Origin of the sequence: Marinobacterium sp. BA1 (assembly GCF_041155135.1) — a bacterium.
Taxonomy (GTDB): domain Bacteria; phylum Pseudomonadota; class Gammaproteobacteria; order Pseudomonadales; family Balneatricaceae; genus Marinobacterium; species Marinobacterium iners.
Genome location: NZ_BAAFHC010000001.1, coordinates 3,057,817 through 3,082,067, shown reverse-complemented (window position 1 = coordinate 3,082,067; position 24,251 = coordinate 3,057,817). Strand labels below are relative to the sequence as shown.

Below are 24,251 nucleotides of genomic sequence, written 5' to 3'. Positions count from 1 at the left end.
CTTTCCACCTCGATTCATCTGATTTCAACTCGGCAGGGCCCATGGACGTTACACACATCATCGATTCGCTCAACGACGCCCAGCGGCAGGCGGTTACCGCTGATCTGAACAACCTGCTGGTTCTGGCAGGTGCCGGCTCCGGCAAGACGCGGGTACTGGTGCACCGCATCGCCTGGCTGATCGAGACCGAAGGCCTGTCACCCTATTCAATCATGGCGGTGACCTTTACCAACAAGGCGGCACGGGAGATGCGCGGGCGAATCGAGCACCTGCTGGGAATCAACACCCAGGGCATGTGGGTGGGCACCTTCCACGGTCTGGCACATCGCCTGCTGCGTGCCCACTGGCGCGATGCCGGACTGCGCGACAACTTCCAGATCATGGACAGCGACGACCAGCTGCGCCTGATCAAGCGTCTGTGCAAGGAGATGAATCTGGATGACAGTCGCTGGCCGGCACGTCAGTTTCAATGGTTCATTAATGGCCAGAAGGACGAAGGCCTGCGCAGCGCCCACATTGAGCGGACGGGCGATCCGTTCCAGGCGATGATGATTCGGGTCTATGAAGCCTACGAAGAGGCCTGTGAACGAGGCGGCATGATCGATTTTGGCGAATTGTTGCTGCGGGCACTGGAACTGCTGCGCGACCGCGCACCCCAGCTGCTCAAGCACTACCGCGAACGTTTCCGCTATGTGCTGGTGGACGAGTTTCAGGATACCAACGCCATTCAGTACGCCTGGCTGCGCCTGCTGTGCGAGGGCGAGAACAAGCTGATGGCCGTGGGCGACGATGACCAGTCGATCTACGGCTGGCGCGGTGCTCGCATCGAGAACATCCAGCATCTTGAGCAACACTTCCCGGGTACCGAAACCATCCGTCTGGAGCAGAACTACCGCTCCACCGGCACCATTCTCGGCGCCGCCAACGCCGTGATCCAGAACAACTTCGGCCGCCTGGGCAAAGAGCTGTGGACCGAGCTTGGCGATGGTGAGCCGATATCGCTCTACAGCGCATTCAACGAGCAGGACGAGGCACGCTTCATCGTTGACCAGATCCAGAAGTGGGTGGAGGAGGGCAACCGCCGAGATGAATCGGCCATTCTATACCGCTCCAACGCCCAGTCGCGGGTGCTGGAGGAGATGCTGATCCGAGCGGGCATGCCCTATCGAATCTACGGTGGCCAACGCTTCTATGACCGGCTGGAGATCAAGAACGCACTGGCTTATCTGCGTCTGCTGGCCAACCGCGATGACGATACCGCCATGGAGCGAGTGATCAATGTTCCCACCCGCGGTATCGGTACCCGCACCATCGAGGCGATTCGCGAACACGCCCGAGGCGAGAACGTTTCCATGTGGCGGGCCGCCAATGAAATCACTGAGCTGAAGACCCTGCCGGCCCGCGCCAGCAATGCGCTGCAGGCGTTCATTGATCTGATCAATCAGCTGGATGCTGGTACTCGTGGTACCGAGTTGCACGAACAGACCGAGCATGTGGTGCAGCATTCCGGCCTGATTGAACACCACGAAAAAGAGAAGGGCGAAAAAGGCCAGTCCCGTATCGAAAACCTTGAGGAGCTGGTCAACGCCGCCCGCCAGTTTGCCGGCCAGTGGCAGGAAGACAACGAAGAGGGCTTCAATTCACCGCTGGCGGCATTCTTGGACCAGGCGGCACTGGATGCCGGTGAAGCCCAGGCCGATGTGCACACCGACAGTGTACAGCTGATGACGCTGCACTCCGCCAAGGGGCTGGAGTTCCCGCTGGTGTTCCTGGCGGGCATGGAGGAGGGTCTGTTCCCGCACAGCATGTCGGCGGAAGAACCGGGCAGGCTGGAGGAGGAACGCCGCCTCTGCTACGTGGGCATCACCCGCGCCATGCAGAAGCTGTACATGACCTACGCTGAATCACGCCGCCTGCACGGCAAGGAAACCTTTAACCGCGTATCGCGCTTCATCAACGAGATACCGGCAGAGCATATCGAAGAGGTACGCCTCAACGCCACAGTACGCCGTCCCTACAGCAGCGGGTACGATTCAGAGAGCAGCCTGTTCGGGGGTGGCAGCTCGCTGTCCAGCGCCGAGATCCCCAGTACCGATCTGCGCTTGGGGCAAGCAGTAATGCACGCCAAATTCGGCGCAGGCATGGTGACCAACTTCGAGGGCAGTGGCCCCAAGGCACGGGTACAGGTCAACTTCGAAGAAGCCGGCAGCAAGTGGCTGGTGGTGGGTTTTGCCAACCTGCAACCCTTGTAAAACGTCAATGCTGGAACGGGTAGAGACTATCCAACTGCAGAATGCGCGTCAGCTCATCCAGAGCGGCGCGCGACTCATCCAGCAGTGCCGGGTCGGCCAGCTCGGAGGGTACCAGCCGATCACGGTAATGGCGCTCAACCCAGTCGATCAGCTGCGCATATAGTTGATCGCTGAACAGAACTCCCTGATGGCAGGCTTCCAGAGCTTCAGACTCCAGCACCACCCTTAGCCGCAGGCAGGCCGGACCGCCACCATTGCGCATGCTCTGGCGCAGATCTATCACTTCCACCGCATCGATCCCTTTGCGTGCTTTCAGCAATGTTTGCAGGTAATGCCAGACCTGTTCGTTTTCGCGACATTCCAGTGGTACCAGCAGCAAGGTATGGCCCCCTGAAAGGGTCAACAGCTGGCTGTTGAACAGATAGCTCTGCACTGCTGCCTGCAGCGCCACTTCCTGCTCACTCACCTGAATCAGATTCAGCTTGCCATCGAGTGCATGGCTCAAGCGACCAATCACCTGTGTCTGATCTACAAAAGCGCCTTCGTGACAGAACAGCAGGTTACGATTGGCGACTGCAATAACATCATTGTGGAAAACACCGGCATCGATGGCGTCAGGTTGCTGTTGTGCATAAATAACCCGTACCGGATTCAGCCCATGCTGACGTGCCACCGCCTCACTGGCTTCAAGGGTTTGACGCGCAGGGAAGCGGTGCAGTCCTGACTGCTGCCGGCTGCGGCCATAGACAAACAGAGCAACACCCGGATCGGAATAACCTGTGCATAACCGATTGTGATTGGCACCACCTTCGTCACCGAGTGCCGAGCTGGCCGGCAGCGCGTTGTGGACACAAAAAAACTGCTCGTTGTGGAAAACCCGCCGCAGAATTTCTCCTGTCATCGCGCTTTCCATGCTGCGATGAAGCTGAGAGACCAGATTGGCTGGTGTAAAGTGCACACGCCTGTCCGCTGTATCAGCCGCCGGTGACACGGTCGCCGCGTTTGCTGTCCACATGGAAGAGGCGGAACAGGCAGCTGAAAGTAGCCAAGGAGCCTCGACTGCAGCGCGAGACAACACCTGTGAATCCGAGCCGGCAAAGCCCAGCCGACGCAGCAATGCAGGCTCCGGCCTGGGTTGCGGCGGCAGCACCCCCTGCGTCAGCCCCAAATCATGCAGCCGTTTCATCTTGGCCAGCCCCTGCAAGGCCGCTGCCCTTGGATTCGAGATCTGGTCACGATTACGGACCGAAGCCAGATTGCCCGGCGCCAATCCGCTGTAGTTGTGGGTAGGCCCTACAAGACCATCAAAATTGACCTCTACCGCCTTCATCCCTTCGCTCCCAATACCATGCCCGGTGGCAGGCTCTGTGGCAGCTCAAGCCGTGCACTTTCCAACCCAGCCACGGGGTAGGCACAGTAATCCGCCGCATACCAGGCACCGGGGCGGTGGTTACCGCTGGCACCGATGCCGCCAAAAGGCAGTGCACCGGATGCCCCGGTCAAAGGCCTGTTCCAGTTCACCACACCGGCGCGAATATGGCGGTGAAAGTGGTCAAACTCTGCCTCACTGTCACTGATCAGCCCAGCACTGAGGCCATATCGGGTACGATTGGCCAGGGTAATGGCCTGATCAAAATCCTGGTAGCGAATCAGTTGCAGCAGAGGACCAAAGTACTCCTCATCAGGCGCCCGCGCACCCAGTTCGGTCACATCAATCAATCCCGGCGTCAGCAAAGCACTGCCTTCACGCACGGATTGCATCGCCAACACCACTTCAGCCCCCATCGACTGCAGCCGCAGCTGTGCAGCCAGCAGGTTATCCACAGCTTCAGGCGAAATCAGGCTGCCCATGAACGGCTGTGGATCAGCAAAGGGGGCATCCACTGTCAGCCTGCCCACCGCTTCAACCAACCTGTTGATAAACTCATCGCCCCAATTACCCACAGGTATCAGCAGACGGCGCGCACAACTGCAACGCTGCCCACTGCTTAAAAAGGCTGACTGGATAACACAGAACAGCGCTGCCTCAATATTATCCACAGACCGCACTACGAGCGGATTATTCCCTCCCATCTCCAGCGCCAGCAGTTTGCCGGGGCGGTTGCCAAACTGCTGATGCAAGCGCTCTCCCGTGGCCGAACTGCCGGTAAAACAGATACCGTCAAGCTGCTCACTGGCCGCCAACGCCTGCCCGACTTCCGCGCCGCCCTGTAACAGGTTGAGCACGCCGTGCGGCAGTCCGGCTCGTTGCCACAGTTGAACCATGTGACGGCTCACCAGTGGGGTCTGTTCACTGGGCTTAAACAGCAGTGTATTGCCCGCCAGCAGGGCCGGTACGATATGACCATTGGGCAGGTGACCGGGAAAGTTGTAGGGTCCAAACACCGCCAGCACGCCATGTGGCTTGTGACGCACGGCTGTGCGAATACCATTCTGTTCGCTGATATGGCAACCGGTGCGTTCTGAATATGCCCGGATTGACAGAGCAGTTTTGCCGATCATGCTGGTAACTTCGGTACGTGCCTCCCACAACGGCTTGCCGGTTTCTTCCGCGATACAAATCGCCATTGGTTCGGCTTCCTGCTGCAGCAGGTCTGTATAACGTTCGACCAGCTGTCGACGCAGATCAAACCCCAGCCCACCCCAGTCCGGCGCCGCCCGCCTCGCAGCAGACAACGCCCGGTCAACCTGTTCCAGACTGGCACTTTGGCCACTCCAGAGCCGCTCGCCATTCACTGGATTGATGGAAACCAGTGGCGTACCTTCACCGGTCACCCAGATGCCGTTGATCAGCAGATCCAGCATGCTTACCTCCGTTTACGGCGCCACTGCGCCGGGTCATCCTGGGCCAGTTCGAACAACAACGCGGCTGTCAGTCGGGCGCGCTCTGAAAGACTGCCAACCAGCAGAAATTCATCGCTGGAATGGATTGAGCCACCACACACTCCCAGCGTATCAATGTTAGCCACTCCTGCAGCGGCCAGATTATTGCCATCGCAGCAGCCTCCACTGGGCAGCCAGTTCAGCTTGGTGCCCAACCCTTGGCCTACCTGGCGCAGGCGTTCAAACAAACGCAGGTGCGGCCCAAACGGTTTGGGCTTGCGTCCAAAACCACCGTCCAGCTCAATTTGAATACCCTCCTGCCGGAGGATTCGCTGTTGTAACTGCTCAAGATGCTGCAGGCACCAGAGCTCATCTTCAGGCTGTTCAATACGTATATTGAAACGCGCCATCGCCCGATCGGGCACCACGTTGACTGCACCACCTCCATGAATATAGCCGGGGTTGATGGTCACCCCTCTTCGCTGACCGTTAAGATCATCCAGCGCACTGATGAAATCGCACAACGCCCGGATCGCGTTACGACCCAGGTGATGTTCGCGCCCCGCGTGGGCAGCACGTCCTGTTACACGCACACTGAAATTGCCACTGCCCTTGCGCGCGCCGGCGAGAGAACCATCGGCCAATGCCGGTTCAAACACCAGCCCCAGGTCAGCCTCTGCCGCACAGCTCGCAATCAGTTCAGCAGAGCAGGGCGAGCCGATCTCTTCATCCGGGTTAAGCAGCCATCGCCAGCCAATTTTGCCCGCCAGCGGCGAGGCTTCCAGCGCCGTCAGAGCATGCAGTGCTACCACCAGGCCACCTTTCATATCGGTTACCCCGGGGCCGTTGAGGCGCTCTGCATCAAGCCAGCGTATCTGCTGGAAGGGATGGTCAACGCCGTAGACCGTATCCAGGTGTCCCATCAACAACAGCTGCAGCGGCGCATCTGGATGTTTTTGCAGCTGCAGCGCCTGTCCCAGTGGTTGCTCCTGCCATTCGGCCTTGTCCGTGAGCTGACGGTAATGCGGCAGATCGATCCGCTGCACCACGGCATTCAACCCAGCGGCCAGTTCAGCGAGCCTGTCAGCGACGGCATTAACGCCCGTGACATTGAACGTACCCGAATTGATTTCGGCCAGCGCAATTGTCTGTTCCAGCATCAGCGCCTGCTGATCGGGTAACCAGTGGTAATAGGATTGCCGCACACGACCTCCGATTCCGTTGCACGGTTTCAGTATCGGTCAGGCCGAAAGGGGATGCCAGTTCGTTTAGATAAGGGGTTGCAGTGCCTGCCACAGCAGACGCAATGCCAACACAGTGACGATGATGCGGAACAGGCGGTTGAACCAGACCGAGCTGACTTTCTGCAGCAGGTTAAGCCCGATCCAGGTGCCCAGCATACCACTGAGAATCATCAGGCCGATCAGTGGCAACCAGTCGATAAAGGAAAAGCCAATAAAGGAGAACACCACACCCTTGAGCAGGTGCTGACCAGTCATCGCCGCGGCAAAGGTGGCAACGGTCTGCATCTTGTCATGGCTGTGACGGTGCACGAACGCAGCGACCAGTGGACCGCTGGCCCCGACGAACATGGAGACAAAAGTGGTTAATGAACCGGCCAGCAGGGTGCGCAAGGGTGTCAATGTGCGCATAGCCGGCTTTGGCCCCCACACCATCCACAGAATGAAACCGGCCACTGCCAGCTGAATCACCTGCAACGGCAACTGTACCACAACCAGTGATGCGAGCCCTGCGCCAATCAGAGCACCGAGCAGAAATCGGCCACACAGAGGCCAATCAATATGCTGACGAGTCATCAGGGCACGGTTGCCATTGGAGCCAAGCTGAACCAGGCCATGCACGGGGATCAGTGCGGCGATCGGTACAATCTGTGCCATCGCAACCAGCAGCAAAACACCGCCACCAATACCAAGGGTCGCGGTCATAAGGGAGGTAAAGCCGGCGGTCAGGATCAGCCAAACAGCATCCAGCGCCACCAGTTCAGGCGGTAGCCAGCCGATCACGCCTGCTGCATGGCCAGCATCACCTGCTGTGCCCAGTTCAGGCTGTGGCGATAGGCCACCTCATAGAAGGGCTTGTCCAACTCCCGGCTGAGCTGCTCAAACTCACCCCTTTCATAATGTTCAACCTGCTGCAGCAGCTCACCGCATGAGCCTCTGCGGCCAACCAGAGCATCTTTCATATCCTGCTGCAGGGGGACCTGAGACAGAAGATCTTCCATTTCCATGTCCAGCAATACATCCAGCTGTGACAGCAGGCCTACGATGAAATGGTTGATCGGCTCATTTCGCCCCAGCATCTCGGCCAGCAGCTCGCAAAAACGGCCACGCACCAGCATGTTGCGCGTCAGCTCGTCCGGCTTGGTTTTATCGGTGCTGGTCAGGAACAGCATCACCCAGCGTTTGATCTGATCGATACCGAGCAGGGAGATGGCGTGGGAGAGCGAGCTGATTTCACGTTTGAGATTGAAGGCAGCGGAGTTGACCACCCTCAGAATCCGATAGGTCAGCGCCGGATCATGCAGGGCAATCTGTTCGATGGACTGTGCCGTGGCGCTGGGACGCTGCATTTCGGTGAGCAACTCCAGCAGAACCACCTTGTTACCGGTGATTTTCTTGCCTTTGACCGCCTCGGGCTTGCTGAGGAAATAGCCCATATAGAGGGCAAAGCCCATCTCCAGACAGCGACGAAACTCTTCCTGAGTCTCCACCTTGTCGGCCAGCAGCTCAAGCTGATAGGTTCGCAGGCGCTGCAACAACGCAGGAATGTTATCCAGCCCCAGCAGCTGAATATCCAGCTTCAGTACATGAACGATGTTCAACAGTGGCTCGAACTTGGGGTCTCGCGGGTCGTAATCCGCCAAAGCCAGTCGGTAGCCCTGCTGCGCCAGTCCCTTCACTCGGGCAATGAACTCGGGCGTTACGTCCGAGTGGCCCAGAATTTCCAGCACAAAATTCTGCTTCGGCAATTCGGGCACATCATTATTGAGCAGGAAGCTGTCCGTCACCTTGAGGAAACAGGGCAGTGACTGAACCGCACCGCCCTTGGTGATACTGGAGTAAGTACCCAGCAACACACCGAGCGTGGCATCTTCATCCTTCAGACCTTCAACGAAATTGCCATCCGTATCACGGAACAGCAACTCAAAGGCGACCACATCCTGGCTCTTGGTATAAATCGGCTGTCGCGCCATTAATACCTGGAGCTGCTGTTCATCTGCCATGATTTGAGAGCCGGTCGACGCCACTGTTGACTCCTTGTTGGTCTGTTTCTGCTTGTTTTCAAACGAGGGTTAGAGTATAGCCACTCACCCTCGCCGAGAACAGAGCCTTACAAGGTTACATTGTATTGGATCAGTACTGATCAGCTTGCTCTTCGATGGTTGCGTAAACCTCGTAGCTGCCATCTTTCTTCACCAGCAGCACCTGATACGGGCTGAAGCGATCATCAACCTCCATACCTGGACTGCCCATCGGCATGCCCGGTACCGCCAGCCCCAAAGCATCGGCGGGCGGCTGCTCCAGAAAGTCTTGCATCAGCTTCGCCGGCACATGGCCTTCAAACAGATAGCCTTGCTCGGATACAGCGGTGTGACAGGAGTGATACTGCCCCTGCAAACCCATATCCAGCTTCAGTTGGGTCAGGTTATCTGGGTGATGGGTCACCGAATGGAAGCCTGCATCTTCGACATGGTCAATCCAGTCCACACAGCAACCACAGGTAGGGCTCTTGTAGACACGCAGGTTCATGGCATCAACGCTGGCTTGCTGGGCCGTTGTCTGTGTTGCCGGCTTCGGTGCTTCTGAAGTTGCCTGAGAATCGCTGCAGGCACTCAGCAAAGCGGTAGATACAACTAACGAAAGGGCCACAAGGCCAGTACGATAAAGGGACATGGAATTTCTCCTCTGTGCGAACGATCAGGCCGCACAATGCTGTTTCAAGGGGAGGGAGCCAGGCTCCCTGAACACACTTCAGACCAATGTGCGGGGTCTGGGTGGCTCATAGCGGGAGAAAACCGGTGCATCCGGTAGCTGTAACAGATCGATAGGGCGGTGCACTGCGGTCGGTCGCAACAGCACCATTTGGCTGTTTAGTACCAGTGCACTGCCCTGAGCACAGTGATCGGCGCAGTCAGCTTGAAAACTGTCGCAACAGGCTACTTCGTGAGGCTGCTCCAGATGACAGCTGCTACCCGAAGGTTGATGCGCAGTGTTCATCTGAGCCATGCAGTGACTACTGACGGCATGATGTTCAGCGGGGAGGGACGCCTGAACCAGACTAAACAGCTGCAGCACCAGAACAGCCATCAGCATCAGAACCACAAGGGCCTGAGGGCGATGGGAGTCAAAAAGGTCAGTGCGGGTCTGAAACACGTCGGGTTCGTCAATTGAAAGCTAAACGCTTAAGGTACCCACAAGCAGAAGCGGGTTCAATGCTGCTGACAGAACCACTGGTACTAAGCTTTATCCATGCTGGTATAAGGCCATTCATCCGGCACCAGAAAAAAACGCTTTGTCTCGTGCCATACACCGTTATTTCCATCCTGCCCCAACTGTGCAAACAGCTTTGGTGGGCCTCCGGAGGCAATTCGAGAGGCCTGCGCATGCGCCAGCATTCCATCCGGGTGACATGTCTGGTGCCAGGGCCCCAGCCAGTCAGGCTTGTTCAGCTGCACACTGGTTTCCAGCCGTAATTCACTTACCTGCGATGCTCGCAGCCAGTCGCCACGCAAGTGGTTCTCCGACACATTCGGCGGCAGCGGCAACGCACTCTGCCCGGCTGGATAAAACAGATATCCCGGCATCAACACCCGTGATCGAGCCGACTGCGGCAGCCCTTTTTCAGCCAGCATAGCCCGGCTGGCGGGCTGTTCAGCCATCTTTACCTGATGACCAAGCAAGCGCTCGGTTTTCAGATCCAGCCGGTCACGGCTGTTGGGGCCGTACCAGTGCGAGTCATCAGCACCGGCCGCCAGATAGAATTTCACCGCGATTTCGTGATGCTCAACTTCACCGCTGAGCGGATTGCGCAGCAGAAAGTCCAACTCGCCCAGGGTACGACCCTGCTCACGCACCTGAAGATTGTGCCCCAGCAGTTCCCAACCCAATACATGGGTCATCAGGCAGGCATACAGCTGCTCAAAGTACAGGCCAAGGCGCAGCTCTGCCGCCATATTCAGCTGCTGCAGCACATCGGGACAATGTGCCAGACGATCAATCCGCAGCCTGTAGTCCTGTGGCAGCGCTGCTGTCAGGTCAAATACCCGCTCATGCCTCACCAATGATGGCGCCTGACAGAGCCAGTACAAATGACGCAGGCTTCGCGGCAGGTATTCAATTTCATTTGCCCTGTACATCACCCTCTCCACTGACCTGAACCCGGTATTCGGCATCATAGCCCATATGGCTTGAGGTTTCGGAACTTGACCTTCATATTGCGCGACGAGCGGCAGCAGGGTGCTTTCCGTTATACTCATTCACAACAACACGGAGCAAATCGACAGGAGAAAGTGCCATGCGTTGCCATGAAGTGGATTACGAGCTGATCGGCTCGGAGATGCAGCTGGTTGAAGTGGAATTGGACCCGGGCGAAGCCGTCATCGCCGAAGCTGGTGCCATGACCTATATGGAAGAGGACATCGCTTTTGAAACCAAAATGGGCGATGGTTCCAATCCCGACGAGGGCCTGATGGGCAAGCTGTTTTCCGCCGGCAAGCGCGTGTTCACCGGCGAATCGATATTCACCACTCACTTCAGCAACCGAGGCAGCCACAAACGCCGGGTAGCCTTTGCCGCGCCTTATCCGGGCAACATCGTGCCTCTTAACATGGCACAGCTGGGCGAAAAGGTGATCTGCCAGAAGGATGCCTTCCTCTGTGCCGCGCTGGGCACCCGCATCAGCATAACCTTCAACCGTCGCATCGGCGCCGGCTTTTTCGGTGGTGAAGGTTTTATCCTGCAGAAGCTGGAAGGCGATGGCATGGCCTTCATTCAAGCTGGCGGCACCGTGGTGGAAAAGAAACTGAACGGCGAAACCCTGCGCGTGGATACCGGTTGTCTGGTCGGGTTCACAGAAGGGATCGACTACGACATCCAGCGCGCCGGCAACCTGAAATCGATGGTGTTTGGCGGTGAGGGATTGTTTCTGGCCACGCTCAAAGGCACCGGCACTGTCTGGCTGCAAAGCTTGCCGTTCTCACGCATGGCAGACCGAATTCTGGCCCACGCCCCATCCAACGACGGCAAGGACCAGGGCGAAGGCTCGGTGCTGGGCGGTATCGGGCGGATGATTGGCGGGCGTTGACTAGATCTTTATTGATCCAGAACACACACAAACTCGCCTACCACCCGATACCCGGTAGGCTTCGTCACCACTCAACTCAATGGGCAGGAATCGGTCATCGCAGGAATTGGTGACCTGCCCAAGCCACCGCATCTGATCTGAGTGTGAATGACTTGGCCTGTGGCTTGTGCCCCTTGATACGAACCTGCGCCTGCCATTTACTGCGTAACTTCCGGATTGTTGCCATCGCTTGCTCCGACAAATCATCTTCAACTTGATAAGCTGATGACGATTGTAGGGAGCCGGTCACACGGTGTCGGGCAGGAAATGCAGTCCAGTGTGATCAGATTGTGACCGGCACAGTGATCACAGCATTGCTGGCGCTGAAAGAACAAAGGGGAACCAGCGTGGTGACTGGTTCCCCTTCATGATCAGTGTGTGGGTGAGCAACGGTTTCGAACGCTGTTGCTCGGCAACTGACAGACTTCAAACGCCTTATTGCTAGATCAATCAAACTCCTTCATCAGTAAAAGATGCTAAATCCGAGGTAATTTCAACGCTTTAACATCCAGCACATAATCATCCCCTTTGGCGGGACTGCGTTTAGAGGTCGAAACTAGATATGTGCCAGAGAGATCCCCGGTACTCTTGAGCTGATTCTGCATTTGGAAATGCAGTGAGTGAAAAGGCACTGGAGGCTGTGATTTTTTCATATACACATCAAGCGCTTTAGGATGGCAGATCGAGCGCAAATGGGACTCATAGCCAGCATCCACAATAAACTTGGCTCGATCGGTACTCATCCAAGTTAACGCCTCAACCATCAAATCAATGTATTCATTCAGCCGAATAATGCTTTCTTCCGGCGTAGTTGGACCTCGTCGAATAAGTACCCCACCACCATCAAAAGAATCTTTAATCTTCCATAACGGTTCGTGATGTCCCACCCTATTTCGAAAGTCTTTGATAAAGTTGAAGCGCTTGTGGATACTTGCTCTAGTAGCGTGTGCTCCACGAGCATTTGGGAAGGCTATAGGAATAGCTCTTGGCCATAATTTTGTATTGGTCACAGGGTCATCATAGTATCTCGTACATAACTGAACCCAGAATCCAAAAGTAAGCCCTGCAACTATAGAGTCTGAAGAAGGTGGGGGGGTAAAGGCTACGATAGCTTTTTTGAATTTTTCCATTTCGGTCCCTGACCGGAGCACCGGCGGCGTCACGCCGAACTTGATCGTCGCCATATTTGTACTTTATTGTTTTTTGAGAACTTTGTGACATGAGCCGCTTGATTCGAAACCATTCTCGGTTACCCGAGAACAAAGTGACACCAGCGTCATGAACGGCATTTCTAAACGTAATCTCGATAGCTTGCAGGAGAGGATAGAAGGCACTGCCAACGGCTTTATTCCACATGTAAGCGCCATACGCTTCAGTGTCATCAGCTGCGTTGAAATACACTCGATAAGCATTGAGCCTTTCTGTAGAGAGTGCAGTTTCCAGCGAATTTAGAAAGTTTTGATCTACTTTCATTTGCATCTATCCCTATATCGTGGCTACAATAACCCTGTAAGTCCTTGGTACACCCCCCTCCAGACTTAGGTCTGCGATTATGGCCCAAGGGCAGAATTAAAGAAAGATTTGCTATCTAATCAACATGTTGGACGGCGAAACTTTCAAAGCGAAAAAAAGCTGCTGTCAAAGGCGGCTTTTTTTCGTCTAGCTTTACCCTCCTTTGCTCCCAGCATAGAAATCATCGCGCACAAGTCTGTTACTGGACCACGCACCAAAAGCGTTCCACCGGAGTTGAACCACCCGCCACTGTGATCAGATTGTGACCAAGCCGGAATCCAGACTGTGCAAAGTTTTCCACGCGCGCCGTAGCTCAGGTGGATAGCGTAGCAGTTCCGAAGGAACTCAATAACATAGGGAGAGGTAAAAAATGGCGCGCCTGGAGGGATTACTCGGCTATGCCTCGCCCTGCGGGTCGTTGCCTTCGGCAACGCGGTCTCGCTTCGCTCGGCTCGAACCCATCGGGGGTTCTCACCCTCCAGGCGATAAGGCTCTGTTTGAAGCTGTAGAGAAACTGGAAGGGTGTTGCAATAAGAAAAAATGGCGCGCCTGGAGGGATTCGAACCCCCGACCAACAGGATCGGAAACCGGGTCCAGAGCCAATCAGCGTTACATCCAGCATGTGATCACAGGCGGCATGCGCTGCCGGTCGATGCCAGAGACTCCAGCTAGGTTTGCTGGTGCAGAAATCCGGAGCGGCACTGTGACCACACTGCGCCTCGGTTTTCTTGCCATTGCAGCTTCCCCCGTGGCAGAGGCAACTATCCGTGCCAGTTTACGCGGGTAAGTATACCTCTTGAAAAGTCGCTATTCATTTGGTTAGATATTATTTGTCAGAGAACGTGGGTACGGGTTGCCGTGCTGTTCCCCGCTGACATCATCATACAAACTAGACCTTATAAGGTTGATGTTTGCTGCACATTTAACGGCGCTTCCAGTGCAGCACTAGACATCGAACTCAGGGGATAGTTATGTCCAAAAAAAGTCTTCGACTTCCCATTAGCCAAGTCGTATCTGACCGTCTTCTTGAAGCGATTCCCAGCGAATTCGACAACAATGATAAGAACAACGGTCTTGCACAAGTTATGCACTCTCTGCTTGGTACTGTCAGCCCGGAAGTGGCTGGCAGAAGTAAACTACCCATAGAAAAAGGTTGTGGTAGATACACGCACTACAACCGGTTCCATGGAACAAAACGTGCGCAGGAAAAGTTTCGTGTTGACTGGTGGCATGCTACGCGGATAGCTGAACTTGCTATACAAGACTTGAAAAACAGCCAATTCGGCGTCAACCAAGTCAGACTATTGCTCGACACTCAATACAGCAAAAAAGACAGAGACAGCGCATTTAATCATCTTAAAACGAGCCTACAACTCGACAACTCACGCTTAGAGTATCAACCACCGAGTACTGCGACATTAGCGATCGCGTTAGGCTTAATACCGGCGCCGGATACTTCATGGCAAAACAGGTTCATGGTGGCAGCGAAGGGATACTTGACACAAGCGTCAGTCGCAAAAAACCTTATTTCCCACGTCAACACACATGAATGCTTCCTTTGGGTTTTTCCTCCCGCGCGGGCCGAAGAAACCCACTCTGCAATATCAAATCAATACTTCTCTGACGTGCCGGCACCTTCCGCTATCATGGGAATGGGGTTTGCTATTATTGAGAGCCCTTGGAGACGGCCATACCAAAGTTCACCAGTCGGTTACATCGATCAGTACTCCATTTACACTCCTTTGTGGCAGTACCGAGCCGGTGACAGGACCAATGAAGGCCAGAATCGGAGCTGGAAACCAGGCCTAATTCTATATTCTACCCTCCGTGAAGGTGCGCCGAACGCTTCAAAGCTTGCTGAACTGCTTCCAAGCGGGCTTCACTCTCTACCTAGAATCCATGGCTGTGATGTCTGTAACACACTTTTTATTAGTGACCATGCTGGCTTTCCGGATGTGCCAATTGAGTGCAAATGCTCAAATCCCACGCACATGAAGGAGGCCTCTTCATGAGAGACGATAAACATAGACAAGAAGCATTGACTATCGCAGCAGTCGCTGCAGAGATCGCATACGACCAAGGGCTCTCGAATGGCATTCAACAAGGGTTTGTTGCTGGACAAGCCGTGGGGTTTATTTTGGGTGTATCAAGCCTGAAAGCAGCCTTATCCTCAGGTCTGAGACATGGGTCTCCTGAGTGTGGTCGTGCGCTGGAAAGCCTAAAACGACTATGTAAGGAAAAATAGAAGACCGTGGCCGGTCTAATAAAAATGGCCGGCCACTTCAGCTTAAGCCTGTCGTATCCCCCGACGCTTGGGATACCTTGAACAGCCCCAAAACGCCCGCCCCGCATTGACGCCCTGCCGGGCGACCCGTTTAACCATAGGGGAAATTGCACCTAGGACACAAAATCGCCTCAGGTGGGCTCTGTGTAGCTTCTGGCTCGCAATCGGGCTGCACCTGACCGACCTTACGCAATATCTTGTCGAGCTTGGCACCATTGATCAATCCAATCGACTTGTCGCGGGCAAACTGGTGGGCTTCATTCGTGAAATCGCCGGAAGTGACGATAAACGCGACCTTGGCTCCTTGATCGACCATTACGCCGAAAAGCTCCCGGACCACAGCCACGCCGACCCGACGAGTCTTCCAGTGCTTACACTGCACCAGATACTGATGGCCATCCTTTTTCAGATGCACATCGACACCACCATCAGGGCCGGCATCACCTCCATGAATCACTCGATACCCCTGTTGCCTGAAGGCTTCTCCGACCAGTAATTCAAACTGATCCCAGCTCATGGTGCTGGTAGGCCTTACCTCGCTCTGTGGAGCATCAGGTGCCACGATTGGGGTGTCTGGAGTATAGGTACTGCTTACGCAAACTCAGCCCTGAGAGGCTCTTAATCATCGATACTGCACCACCGAGAGCAAACGCCAGCGGCACGATGTATTGCAGCGCTATCAGCACGGGCCTGTAGAAGGCAGCTGCGAAATTAGACGGCAGGACCGAGCCCGGTTGCGGTTCCATTGTCATGGGCTGAGCATTGAAGTGGTCGAGTACCAGATACACGACGACCGCTAAGGTGAAGCTAAACCACGCCGGTAGTCGTGCGGCAAACGTTGCGAGGTCTTCGAAGAGCGATGCGCGGCTTCTACGTGCCATGGTGCGATCCCTGCAGGCAATTTCGATAGTGGCTTTGTAGTCAACCACATTTCTCAAACGAAACGAAGCTTCGTTAAAAACTGTAGAATAGTGGGCAACTACTTCACCCTTTAACCAGTCATTCGTGAGCACCATGTACGCAGAGCGAGACCTTGATATACTCAATGACGATCCTAATACATATGACCCAGAGCGCGATGGGCCTATTGATATGCCGGTTACTGAAGCATTGGAACTGGCTGATCGAATTCTGAACAGCAAATCAGATGCTGAAATATTGACGGCGCTCACCTCCGCCAAAGCACATGCTAAAATCAAGGCCAGCGACGACCAAGCGGCCTTTGAGCATGATCAGGTGCGCATTACTTTTTTGGCACTGAACTTCGCCGCAAATCAACGCTGCTTGTTAGCACCGACCTTCCGTGAGCGTTTACGCCCGGCAATTCGACCATCTGGACAAGGTAAAGCCCAGCTACCAGAGCTCATTGATGTCATATACTCGCTTGACCGGCAACTGATTGACCTGCACTGGCTATTTTGTCGTGAAAAAGAGCGTGGCAATCTCAACTCACCCAAAATCGATGATTATCAGGTATGGGTTGATGGCGTTTTGAAGCCGGAGTCAGCTGAGGATTTCGTACAGCTGAACTGGAAGGCCAGTAAAAAAGCCGAGAAGCTACACATTATCGAGGATGATCAGCTCGAACTGGGCATACTTCGATCTAAGCAAGTGTCTGATCGGAGTTTCGATCTACAGAGAAGCCACGATGCTGATTTCATCACAATCAAAGAGTATTGCATCAAGAGCCGGCAGCTGAGCCTTTCAGACATCGAGCCCATGTATAAAGATCTTGTTGCACTGCGCTTAACACAGCAGGATGTCACCCGTGCTTCACGCTTGAGACGCCTCATGGGTGATATAGAGAAAGACGAATCAGCTATTCAGAAGCAGATGAGACGACGAAAATCTCTTTTCAAAGAAAAGCTGCGGCTGCTTCGTTGATCATCACGGTGACCATCATATTGCACATGTTAAAACCCACCTTTCCGGACAACATAACGGACAGCTTAAATACCCTGAAGCCCTCGTGATTACTGGGCCGACGGCATTTCATAGCCCGTATAGTAATTAGCTTTGTAGTTAAGTAATGAATAGAGGGATAGATCCGCTGCCGCGGGGGCGGCGGGCTGGCCCTTCGGGCCGGGCGCCCGCTCACTTCAAAAAAAGGTTCCGGACTAAAAAACAAAGTCAAAAAGCTACTTCTTTGATTATTTCATTTGGTTTCGTTATAGGTTCCACCCGGGGTGCAAAGAGGTGCGGTAATAATGACAGCTTTTAAATGATAATGATTACGTTTAATTTTGTCGAAAAAAGTTGCTCTGCTTCAGCCTTTATTTCAACCTAACCAACGCTCATCCCTGTCCGGGCGCTGATCTTCGGTCAACCACGTTTCAACTTCGACCGCGGCCCCCGTCTCGCGTATTACAGTCCCCAGACCACGTTCATCCAGGTCAGTGAAGTGCCGGCCACCTTGCTCACGCTCTCCAGTGCCATACTTAAACGAGCAATACAGTGAACCACTCGGTTTCAACGCTCGGAAAAGACGCTTAAAAGCTTCTGGTAATTCACTTCGGGGACATGCAATAACGAAACACACGCCCAAACAACGTCAAACGTTCCCTCCCAAACGATCTCATCAAAGCACAGATATGTACGTCTTGTCCAAGGTGAGCTGAGGCGAGCTTACAGAGCGCTTCAGACGCATCCGTTGCGGTCACTTCAAAGCCTTGATGTTTAAAGAAAGCTGCATCACACCCGATCCACACCCGGCATCGAGAATGCTGCCGCCCGGATTAGCGGGGACAACTACATCTACAGAGATGTCCACTCGAAGCCGAGCAAGCGCGGGATACTATCTGTCATAGTCATAGGTGGTAACGGGAGACATGACCCGGGCGGTGCCTGTCTCGATTCATCAACGGCACTCATCCTTATATAAGTAACAGCATCATGCTTCTGTCTGCCGCGTGGCTTTCACTCAGGTTCCTTATACTTTGATCAGCAAACGCAGCAACCACGCGGCCTACAGAGAAACCATTAACAGAAATGTGCTGATTTGTTACAACTGGGAACCAACTACTCATGACAAAAAGGCATTGCTTGAGCTGTATTTTCGTCAGGATGCCAACCGGTCAACCAACGTCTCAGCCCGCAGGTGAGTATAACGACTCAGCATCTCCAAGGTTTTGTGTCCGGTGATTGTCGCCACTTCCATCGTGTTCAGGCCCATTTCAAAAAACCGGCTGGTGGCTTCATGCCGAAGATCGTGGAAGCGCAAACCCTCAATCCCGGCACGCTTGCACGCACGCTCAAACGCCTGTGAAACGCTGTCTGGCTGGATATTGAATACTTTGCCCAGCTGATCAGCACAGCCACTAACGGCCTTCAAAACGGCAATGGCGCGCTCTGACAGTGGTACATCACGAGGCACCCCGGTCTTGGTTTCCGGGATGTGCAGGGTTCGGGTATTCCAATTGATATGCTTGCGCTCAATTTTGACCAGTTCACCCCGGCGCATGGCTGTTTCAACAGCCAGGATCACTATCTGCTGAACCTGAGGCGTTTCTGACAGGGCATCCAGCAACTGATCAAGCTCCCCGTCCAATAACCGGCGATCACGCCCACGAGGCCGTTTGGGTTTACGCACCCCCGGTATGCCTTTCGGAAAAGGCACGTTCCATTCTTGAGCCGCGATTTTAAGCACTTTGCTGAGCAGTGAGAGCCGATGCACGACGGTCGTTGTCCCGACCAACTTCAGCTGTTCATCACGGAAGTCAGCCAAGTGCTGGTTATGTAGATTGAACAGCGAAATGTGACCCAATGAAGCAACCACAGGACGCGCTGTAGAACGCTCTATGCGCTGTTTCTTCTGATCATTAATGGAGGTGAGGTAACGTTCAATCGCGTCTCTGACGGTCATTTGTTCAGCCACAGCGGTATCAACAAAGAGACCTCGTTGGATTTCCGTTTCGACCTGACGTGCCCAAGCCACCGCATCTGATCTGAGTGTGAATGACTTGGCCTGTGGCTTGTGCCCCTTGATACGAACCTGCGCCTGCCATTTACTGCGTAACTTCCGGATTGTTGCCATCGATTCATCACCTATTGCTGGGTTTCTAACGAATGCTGATGTTAGGATGCCAGGAGATGACTGTCGGGCTCCGGCACATTAAAAATGCCTAATAATCAGGATGTTGACGATGAGAATGGATGACCTCAGTGAAGCACAACGTTGGTTCCTTGAACATGCTGGCAAGACCTTACCCTGGTCAACGATCAGCGCAAACAGGCCGCGACTCACCACTCAGGCCAAGGGCATTTATAAGCCGGCAGATAGCGAATATGCTCTCAGCGTCAAAGAGACTCTCAGCGGAGACTACCCGGATAAAGAACCCATCTATAGAGACGACGGTTCGTGGCTATACGAATACTTTCAAGAGAATTCAGACCCGACGCAACGGGACGCTGAATACACCAACCGGGCACTTATGAAGTGTATTCACGACGGCGTGCCGGTCGGAGTCATGATCCAGACGAAGCCAAAACCCGGTGTGGAGTATAGAATCATGGGCTTGGCTTATGTGACAGGCTGGGATGAGGGGTATTTCTACCTTGAAAGCTATGACTCTGATCGAGCATTCAACCCTGGCCCTAGAGCCGAGATTGAACGGATAACGCAGCAGCTTGAGATCAATGAGGAAACTGGCAGCTACAATCCTGATAATGTTAGTGACTCCAGAAAGAAAATCATTGCAAGCATCGTCCAACGCCGCGGACAAGCCAAGTTCAGAGCACAGCTCATAGAGGCATACCGAGGCTATTGTGCCATTACCGGCTGCGACACTATCCCCGCCCTTGAGGCCGCCCATATCACGCCCTACAAGGGCGATGACAGCAACGCTACTGCCAATGGCCTGCTATTGCGTGCGGACATCCATACCCTCTGGGACCTTGGCATGATCGCAGTGGATCCTGATACTGGCACCGTAGTGATCGCAGAAGAGCTTCGGGGAAGCTATTCACAGATTGAAGGCGCGACCCTCGCAGAGCCGGTAGACGGCTCAGACCGCCCCTCTAAAGCGGCGCTTTCAGCCCATATTGTGTGGACTGGGCTAAAAACCTAATCAAGTGTGATCAGATTGTGACCAGCACAGTATTCACAATGGTGCTGGCGCTCAAAGAACAAAGGGGAGACAGCGTAGTTACAGGCTCCCCTTCAGTTCAGGTAGCAGGGTGAGCAACGGTTTCAGGATCTATTGCTCAGCATTGAGCACTTTCATAAAGTTATTTCTTTGAGTAAATTCTATTCTGGGTAAAAGGGCCTATGCTCTATCTGATCACGAGATAAGTAAAAAACTTCCTTAAATTTCAACAACGCATTTTTGAGGAGCTCATTAGAGTCCTTATAATCACCGCTATATCGCCCAGACTTAGAATTAATAGCCCAGCAATAATTTTCGTAAAAAAGCTCTCCAGCAATCCTCGCAGGCTTGAGACCTGTAATACTCGGATGACCTAAACCATCCTTTTCTGCACCTATTAAAAGAGCACCTTCATGCGAAATAGCCCAAATAAGTTTTTTATCTTTATGTAAAGCAAACTTTTCATCCAGACTGGATTCACACTCCCCATAGAAAGTATCTAACCTAGATTCACCATCAATGAAACTTTGAACTTCTTTTTCAGTCAGATACTTAGGAGCCCTAAGCGCTCCATACTTTTCATCAAGATAAGACTGATAACTATTTCCAGCGAGCTTAATACTAGATAAAAATGAATCCCAAAAATGTTCGCCATGGAATCGGTTACTAATTTTCTCAACATCATTAAATTTAGCCAAACGTGCTGCAATTAGGTCAAACTTTCCTTTATCATATTTTGCTATTATAGATACAGCGTTACCTTGGGGTATATCTGTTGCATCAAATAGAACATCGAACACCTTATCCGCCCCGAACAGAAAGGATGCTACCCATTGAAATCTAGCCAAACTAGAAAGTAAGACTTCACTCTTATTAACAAGAGACGAAAATAATATTTCTTTTTTATATCTTCCAACCTGCTGAAGTTTAATTTTGTATCTAACTTTATCTTTGTGAAGCGATACATCCTTGCCAGCAGACTCTAAGCTTTTTACAAAGCTATCATACCCTGCAACAATATAGTCACAAGTATTCCTAACATAGCTCTCTGGAATTCTATTCTTTCTGTGAGAGGGAATAATAATACTTTCTGGCACCAATATCTGATGAGGTTTTTTCCAGTTTGAGTATTCATCTTTCTCTTGGAGGGTTAAACACCAACGATCATTGAATCCCTCACTCTCACCTTCATATTTACTCAGCGGTTCAATCGCAGCTCTTGCGAAAGGACCAATACGATCATCATGTATATAAACAGATTCATGTCCTTCCAAGTCTTTATACCCTAGAACTGTGACAGCATGACCGCCAAGATACCTAGGTTTTTCATGAGAGGACAACTCGTAAATCTTTGCGCCCAAAATTAATGGAAGTCCACTATCAATGTGTGATTTAACCTTATTAAAGAAAAATATTTTATCTTTTGATCCGACATCGAATCGTTGATGTTTCAAACCCTCAACATCTAAAGCCCTCAATATCTGCTTGTTAGTCAAACCATTATTAGGGAATCTGTTAGATGAATCAGATATATGATTAATAGCGGATGATGTAATCTTACCGCAAGATGATATATTTTTGGTGTCCTTCCACTCAATCGCGTGCAATGATGACCATATTGCAGTAGTAGCACATGCAGACAATACTTTGTCTTGCTCCTGAAATGCAATAGAATTTACTTTAAGTTCAATACCAAAAAGGTTAACAACATAGTCTCTAGATATTAAGTTTCTGCATTCGTCTATTGCAAATGCAGGATAAGTTCTCAAGCAGGTTTTACCTATAAATGTTTTAGGAAGTGGCTTAACAACAATAAAACCAAGATAAGATTCCTGAATATCATCGAGATCTTTTTGACAAGCATTAGCCAAAACATTATCCATCACAGTATGATCAATATGCTTGCTAAAAAAATGTAATCTAGCGCTCCTAGATCCATATTCATTAAAACATTTCACATAATAATTTGAGTAATCTTCCAAATAGTCTTTATCAACATAACTTGACTCTAACAATACAGATTCTGCGCCCAAGTCTGAAAGATAATTATATATATAGTTAATTTGTCTTTTGTTAATAATGTTTGGAAAATCAGATCCGAAACATTCTTTTACCAAATTACTTACGGTAGACTTCGCGAATTGACATACAAGATAAGGAAACATTTACTATCGCCATAAAAAAAGCGACCAATAGGTCGCTTTAATAAATAATCATCAATTAAAGAGTATAAGTTCGGGCCATGAAGGCGTCTTCAGAAGCCTGTGCACGAACTTCTGCTTCAAACTCTTCATGCTTTTTGTCTATTACTTCAGCAAAAAGAAGAACCTCAGCCGAAGTAGCTGGCTCATGAGCGCTCGCCCTGGCAGCTTCAATAAGCTCTTCGATACTCATTGGCTCGACTCCATGTCTCGAATAGTAAAATTGGGGTAGTATCTTACGCAAAGACTGGCACATGGTCAAATCTTAGTCAATCCATGCATCCATATTAGTATACTTCTGGGACTAGGCTTCAAACTCCAAACAACAGGCCATCCAATTCCAAAAAACCATACATTTCATGCAATTAAAACAACCACACACTTCCATAGATTGTTTATAGCACACGTTCGCGGTCTACATCCCGCACCCGTTGTGCTACTTGATACGCCACAGCTTGGACCTGACCCAAGTCCAGAGATCCGACGGTCAATTTCGGTAACTGACCTGACAGCGCCTTACCGCTCAGTACATATGGATCATTAGCTCTCTGCTTTAGATCGACATACCATCCTGGTAACACCAAAACCCCAGCCACCGGCACATCGAACCCAGTTGCCTGATTGAGCCAGCTCCGGACAGCTTTCACATTCATCCGCACCTGCTCAAGTGGTTTGGTCTCAACATGAGTCGGGAAATGCAGAGCATCTCCTTCCAAACGAACACGAGCCTGTTTCTTGCCATCCAGAACCAGCTTTGAGCGACCTTTTGTTTCAATAACGAACACGCCGTTGGGGCTCACCACGAGGTGATCGACATTAAAGCCTTCAAACGGCAGATCATGAAAAATTCGATATGGGTGGCCTTCTGGACGAATGATCTGCTCCAGTTCCTGACCGACCGCCATTTCGCAGGCAAGACCCAAACGCAAGCGTGCCAGCTTCTTCACAATCGCCACTGCCTTGTAAATGTAGTAACCCACAACACAAGCCACAGCGATGGCAATCAAAGCCCATGTACCCCAACCGAACGCCTTACCGAGCAGTTTTTCTTGCACCAAAAGGATCAGGGGCATGCAGCTGCTCATGAGAGGAATGGCAACGAATGACTCCATCAAGTCAAACTGCAAATCATCAACCGATTTTTGCAGGCTGTAACCTGCTGGCCGCAGTAAGTCAGATCCAAGGGGAGAGGTGCGATTTCGAGACAACATCCGCTTGGTGTACAGCGCGATGCCTGCCAACAAGAACAATGGCAAAAGATACAATAGGACAACGAGTAAAGAGGCTGATAACGAAGAGAGCCATTCCATGAGCTGTGCCAAGTCCCTGCGATCAAGATAAGACTCGATCATACCACTCCGCCGGAGTTGAACCACCCACCACTGTGATCAGATTGTGACCAAGCCGGAATTCAGACTGTGCAAAGCTTTTCCACGCGCGCCGTAGCTCAGGTGGATAGCGTAGCTGTTCCGAAGGATTTCAATAAAATAGGGAGAGTAAAAAATGGCGCGCCTGGAGGGATTCGAACCCCCGACCAACAGGATCGGAACCTGCTACTCTATCCAGCTGAGCTACAGGCGCGTAATAGAAGTGTTTGCGGGCCATATACTACGGATCAGAACCGTGTTTGCCAAGTGAATTCTAACGCCTCTGCAGCCCGCCGGGTGATCCTTGCGACTAAAAAGCAGGTATAAAGTGGCGCGGGAATGCTTCAACTCAATTTCCGTATGGG

22 protein-coding genes, 1 tRNA gene and 1 other RNA gene are annotated in these 24,251 nt (G+C 52.5%); 6 read left to right on the top strand and 18 right to left on the bottom strand.

Annotated elements, in window-relative coordinates:
- The first annotated feature begins 41 nt into the window (after nucleotides 1-41).
- Nucleotides 42-2,252, top strand: a complete 2,211-nt coding sequence (uvrD, locus tag ACAM29_RS14995; protein ID WP_369624598.1) for a DNA helicase II — start codon at nucleotides 42-44, stop codon at nucleotides 2,250-2,252.
- A 4-nt stretch (nucleotides 2,253-2,256) separates the two neighbouring features.
- Here uvrD and astB read toward each other — a convergent pair whose 3' ends face one another.
- The 8 genes from astB to ACAM29_RS14955 form a co-directional block, all read right to left on the bottom strand.
- Complete coding sequence (gene astB, locus ACAM29_RS14990) at nucleotides 2,257-3,582, bottom strand: N-succinylarginine dihydrolase (RefSeq protein ID WP_369624597.1); 1,326 nt, start codon at nucleotides 3,580-3,582, stop codon at nucleotides 2,257-2,259.
- A complete protein-coding gene (gene astD / locus ACAM29_RS14985; RefSeq protein WP_369624596.1) occupies nucleotides 3,579-5,057 on the bottom strand; it encodes a succinylglutamate-semialdehyde dehydrogenase in 1,479 nt (492 codons plus the stop codon). The genes astB and astD overlap by 4 nt, the downstream gene beginning before the upstream one ends.
- 2 nt (nucleotides 5,058-5,059) lie before the next feature.
- Nucleotides 5,060-6,280 carry a hydrolase gene (locus ACAM29_RS14980; RefSeq protein WP_369624595.1) on the bottom strand — a complete coding sequence of 407 codons (1,221 nt, stop codon included), beginning with the start codon at nucleotides 6,278-6,280 and terminating at the stop codon, nucleotides 5,060-5,062.
- Between the two features lie 63 nt (nucleotides 6,281-6,343).
- Nucleotides 6,344-7,099, bottom strand: a complete 756-nt coding sequence (locus ACAM29_RS14975) for a sulfite exporter TauE/SafE family protein (protein ID WP_354411507.1) — start codon at nucleotides 7,097-7,099, stop codon at nucleotides 6,344-6,346.
- On the bottom strand, nucleotides 7,096-8,343 hold the full coding sequence (locus ACAM29_RS14970) for an EAL and HDOD domain-containing protein (RefSeq protein WP_254775052.1): 1,248 nt from the start codon (nucleotides 8,341-8,343) through the stop codon (nucleotides 7,096-7,098). The genes ACAM29_RS14975 and ACAM29_RS14970 overlap by 4 nt, the downstream gene beginning before the upstream one ends.
- A 106-nt stretch (nucleotides 8,344-8,449) precedes the next feature.
- The gene (locus ACAM29_RS14965; protein WP_369624594.1) at nucleotides 8,450-8,989 is read right to left on the bottom strand and encodes a DUF411 domain-containing protein; all 540 of its coding nucleotides are present in this window, start codon (nucleotides 8,987-8,989) and stop codon (nucleotides 8,450-8,452) included.
- A gap of 78 nt (nucleotides 8,990-9,067) precedes the next feature.
- Nucleotides 9,068-9,409, bottom strand: a complete 342-nt coding sequence (locus ACAM29_RS14960) for a hypothetical protein (RefSeq protein ID WP_369624593.1) — start codon at nucleotides 9,407-9,409, stop codon at nucleotides 9,068-9,070.
- Nucleotides 9,410-9,552: 143 nt separating this feature from the next.
- Nucleotides 9,553-10,452, bottom strand: a complete 900-nt coding sequence (locus ACAM29_RS14955) for a DUF1853 family protein (protein ID WP_369624592.1) — start codon at nucleotides 10,450-10,452, stop codon at nucleotides 9,553-9,555.
- Nucleotides 10,453-10,610: 158 nt separating this feature from the next.
- Here ACAM29_RS14955 and ACAM29_RS14950 point away from each other — a divergent pair, with 158 nt between their 5' ends.
- Nucleotides 10,611-11,399 (top strand): TIGR00266 family protein, encoded by a 789-nt coding sequence (locus ACAM29_RS14950; protein WP_369624591.1) that lies wholly within the window; start codon nucleotides 10,611-10,613, stop codon nucleotides 11,397-11,399.
- A gap of 515 nt (nucleotides 11,400-11,914) precedes the next feature.
- On the opposite strand, the gene ACAM29_RS14945 is transcribed toward ACAM29_RS14950, so the two are convergent.
- The 3 genes from ACAM29_RS14945 to ACAM29_RS14935 form a co-directional block, all read right to left on the bottom strand.
- Nucleotides 11,915-12,448: a hypothetical protein gene (locus ACAM29_RS14945; RefSeq protein WP_369624590.1), complete on the bottom strand. Its 534-nt coding sequence runs from the start codon at nucleotides 12,446-12,448 to the stop codon at nucleotides 11,915-11,917.
- Nucleotides 12,449-12,455: 7 nt separating this feature from the next.
- The gene (locus tag ACAM29_RS14940) at nucleotides 12,456-12,911 is read right to left on the bottom strand and encodes a hypothetical protein (RefSeq protein ID WP_369624589.1); all 456 of its coding nucleotides are present in this window, start codon (nucleotides 12,909-12,911) and stop codon (nucleotides 12,456-12,458) included.
- 410 nt (nucleotides 12,912-13,321) lie between these two features.
- A non-coding RNA gene (locus tag ACAM29_RS14935) (RtT sRNA) lies at nucleotides 13,322-13,445 on the bottom strand.
- 476 nt (nucleotides 13,446-13,921) lie between these two features.
- Between ACAM29_RS14935 and ACAM29_RS14930 the strand changes: the two genes are divergently transcribed.
- Complete coding sequence (locus ACAM29_RS14930; RefSeq protein WP_369624588.1) at nucleotides 13,922-14,962, top strand: hypothetical protein; 1,041 nt, start codon at nucleotides 13,922-13,924, stop codon at nucleotides 14,960-14,962.
- Nucleotides 14,959-15,195: a hypothetical protein gene (locus ACAM29_RS14925; protein ID WP_369624587.1), complete on the top strand. Its 237-nt coding sequence runs from the start codon at nucleotides 14,959-14,961 to the stop codon at nucleotides 15,193-15,195. Before ACAM29_RS14930 ends, ACAM29_RS14925 begins: the two co-directional genes overlap by 4 nt.
- 130 nt (nucleotides 15,196-15,325) lie before the next feature.
- On the opposite strand, the gene ACAM29_RS14920 is transcribed toward ACAM29_RS14925, so the two are convergent.
- Nucleotides 15,326-15,751, bottom strand: a complete 426-nt coding sequence (locus ACAM29_RS14920; RefSeq protein ID WP_369624586.1) for a restriction endonuclease — start codon at nucleotides 15,749-15,751, stop codon at nucleotides 15,326-15,328.
- Between the two features lie 34 nt (nucleotides 15,752-15,785).
- Nucleotides 15,786-16,115, bottom strand: a complete 330-nt coding sequence (locus ACAM29_RS14915) for a hypothetical protein (protein WP_369624585.1) — start codon at nucleotides 16,113-16,115, stop codon at nucleotides 15,786-15,788.
- Nucleotides 16,116-16,248: 133 nt separating this feature from the next.
- Between ACAM29_RS14915 and ACAM29_RS14910 the strand changes: the two genes are divergently transcribed.
- Nucleotides 16,249-17,118, top strand: a complete 870-nt coding sequence (locus tag ACAM29_RS14910) for a hypothetical protein (protein WP_369624584.1) — start codon at nucleotides 16,249-16,251, stop codon at nucleotides 17,116-17,118.
- A gap of 1,174 nt (nucleotides 17,119-18,292) precedes the next feature.
- Here the strand turns inward: ACAM29_RS14910 and ACAM29_RS14905 are convergent.
- Nucleotides 18,293-19,267, bottom strand: coding sequence for a site-specific integrase (locus ACAM29_RS14905; protein ID WP_369624583.1), 975 nt, complete (start codon nucleotides 19,265-19,267; stop codon nucleotides 18,293-18,295).
- 109 nt (nucleotides 19,268-19,376) lie between these two features.
- Here ACAM29_RS14905 and ACAM29_RS14900 point away from each other — a divergent pair, with 109 nt between their 5' ends.
- Nucleotides 19,377-20,300, top strand: a complete 924-nt coding sequence (locus ACAM29_RS14900) for an HNH endonuclease (protein WP_369624582.1) — start codon at nucleotides 19,377-19,379, stop codon at nucleotides 20,298-20,300.
- A gap of 179 nt (nucleotides 20,301-20,479) precedes the next feature.
- Here ACAM29_RS14900 and ACAM29_RS14895 read toward each other — a convergent pair whose 3' ends face one another.
- The 4 genes from ACAM29_RS14895 to ACAM29_RS14880 form a co-directional block, all read right to left on the bottom strand.
- A complete protein-coding gene (locus tag ACAM29_RS14895) occupies nucleotides 20,480-22,483 on the bottom strand; it encodes a hypothetical protein (RefSeq protein WP_369624581.1) in 2,004 nt (667 codons plus the stop codon).
- Between the two features lie 55 nt (nucleotides 22,484-22,538).
- Nucleotides 22,539-22,712 carry a hypothetical protein gene (locus ACAM29_RS14890; RefSeq protein WP_369624580.1) on the bottom strand — a complete coding sequence of 58 codons (174 nt, stop codon included), beginning with the start codon at nucleotides 22,710-22,712 and terminating at the stop codon, nucleotides 22,539-22,541.
- 202 nt (nucleotides 22,713-22,914) lie between these two features.
- Complete coding sequence (locus ACAM29_RS14885; RefSeq protein ID WP_369624579.1) at nucleotides 22,915-23,871, bottom strand: nuclease-related domain-containing protein; 957 nt, start codon at nucleotides 23,869-23,871, stop codon at nucleotides 22,915-22,917.
- Nucleotides 23,872-24,023: 152 nt separating this feature from the next.
- Nucleotides 24,024-24,100, bottom strand: a tRNA-Arg gene (locus ACAM29_RS14880).
- Nucleotides 24,101-24,251 lie beyond the last annotated feature (151 nt).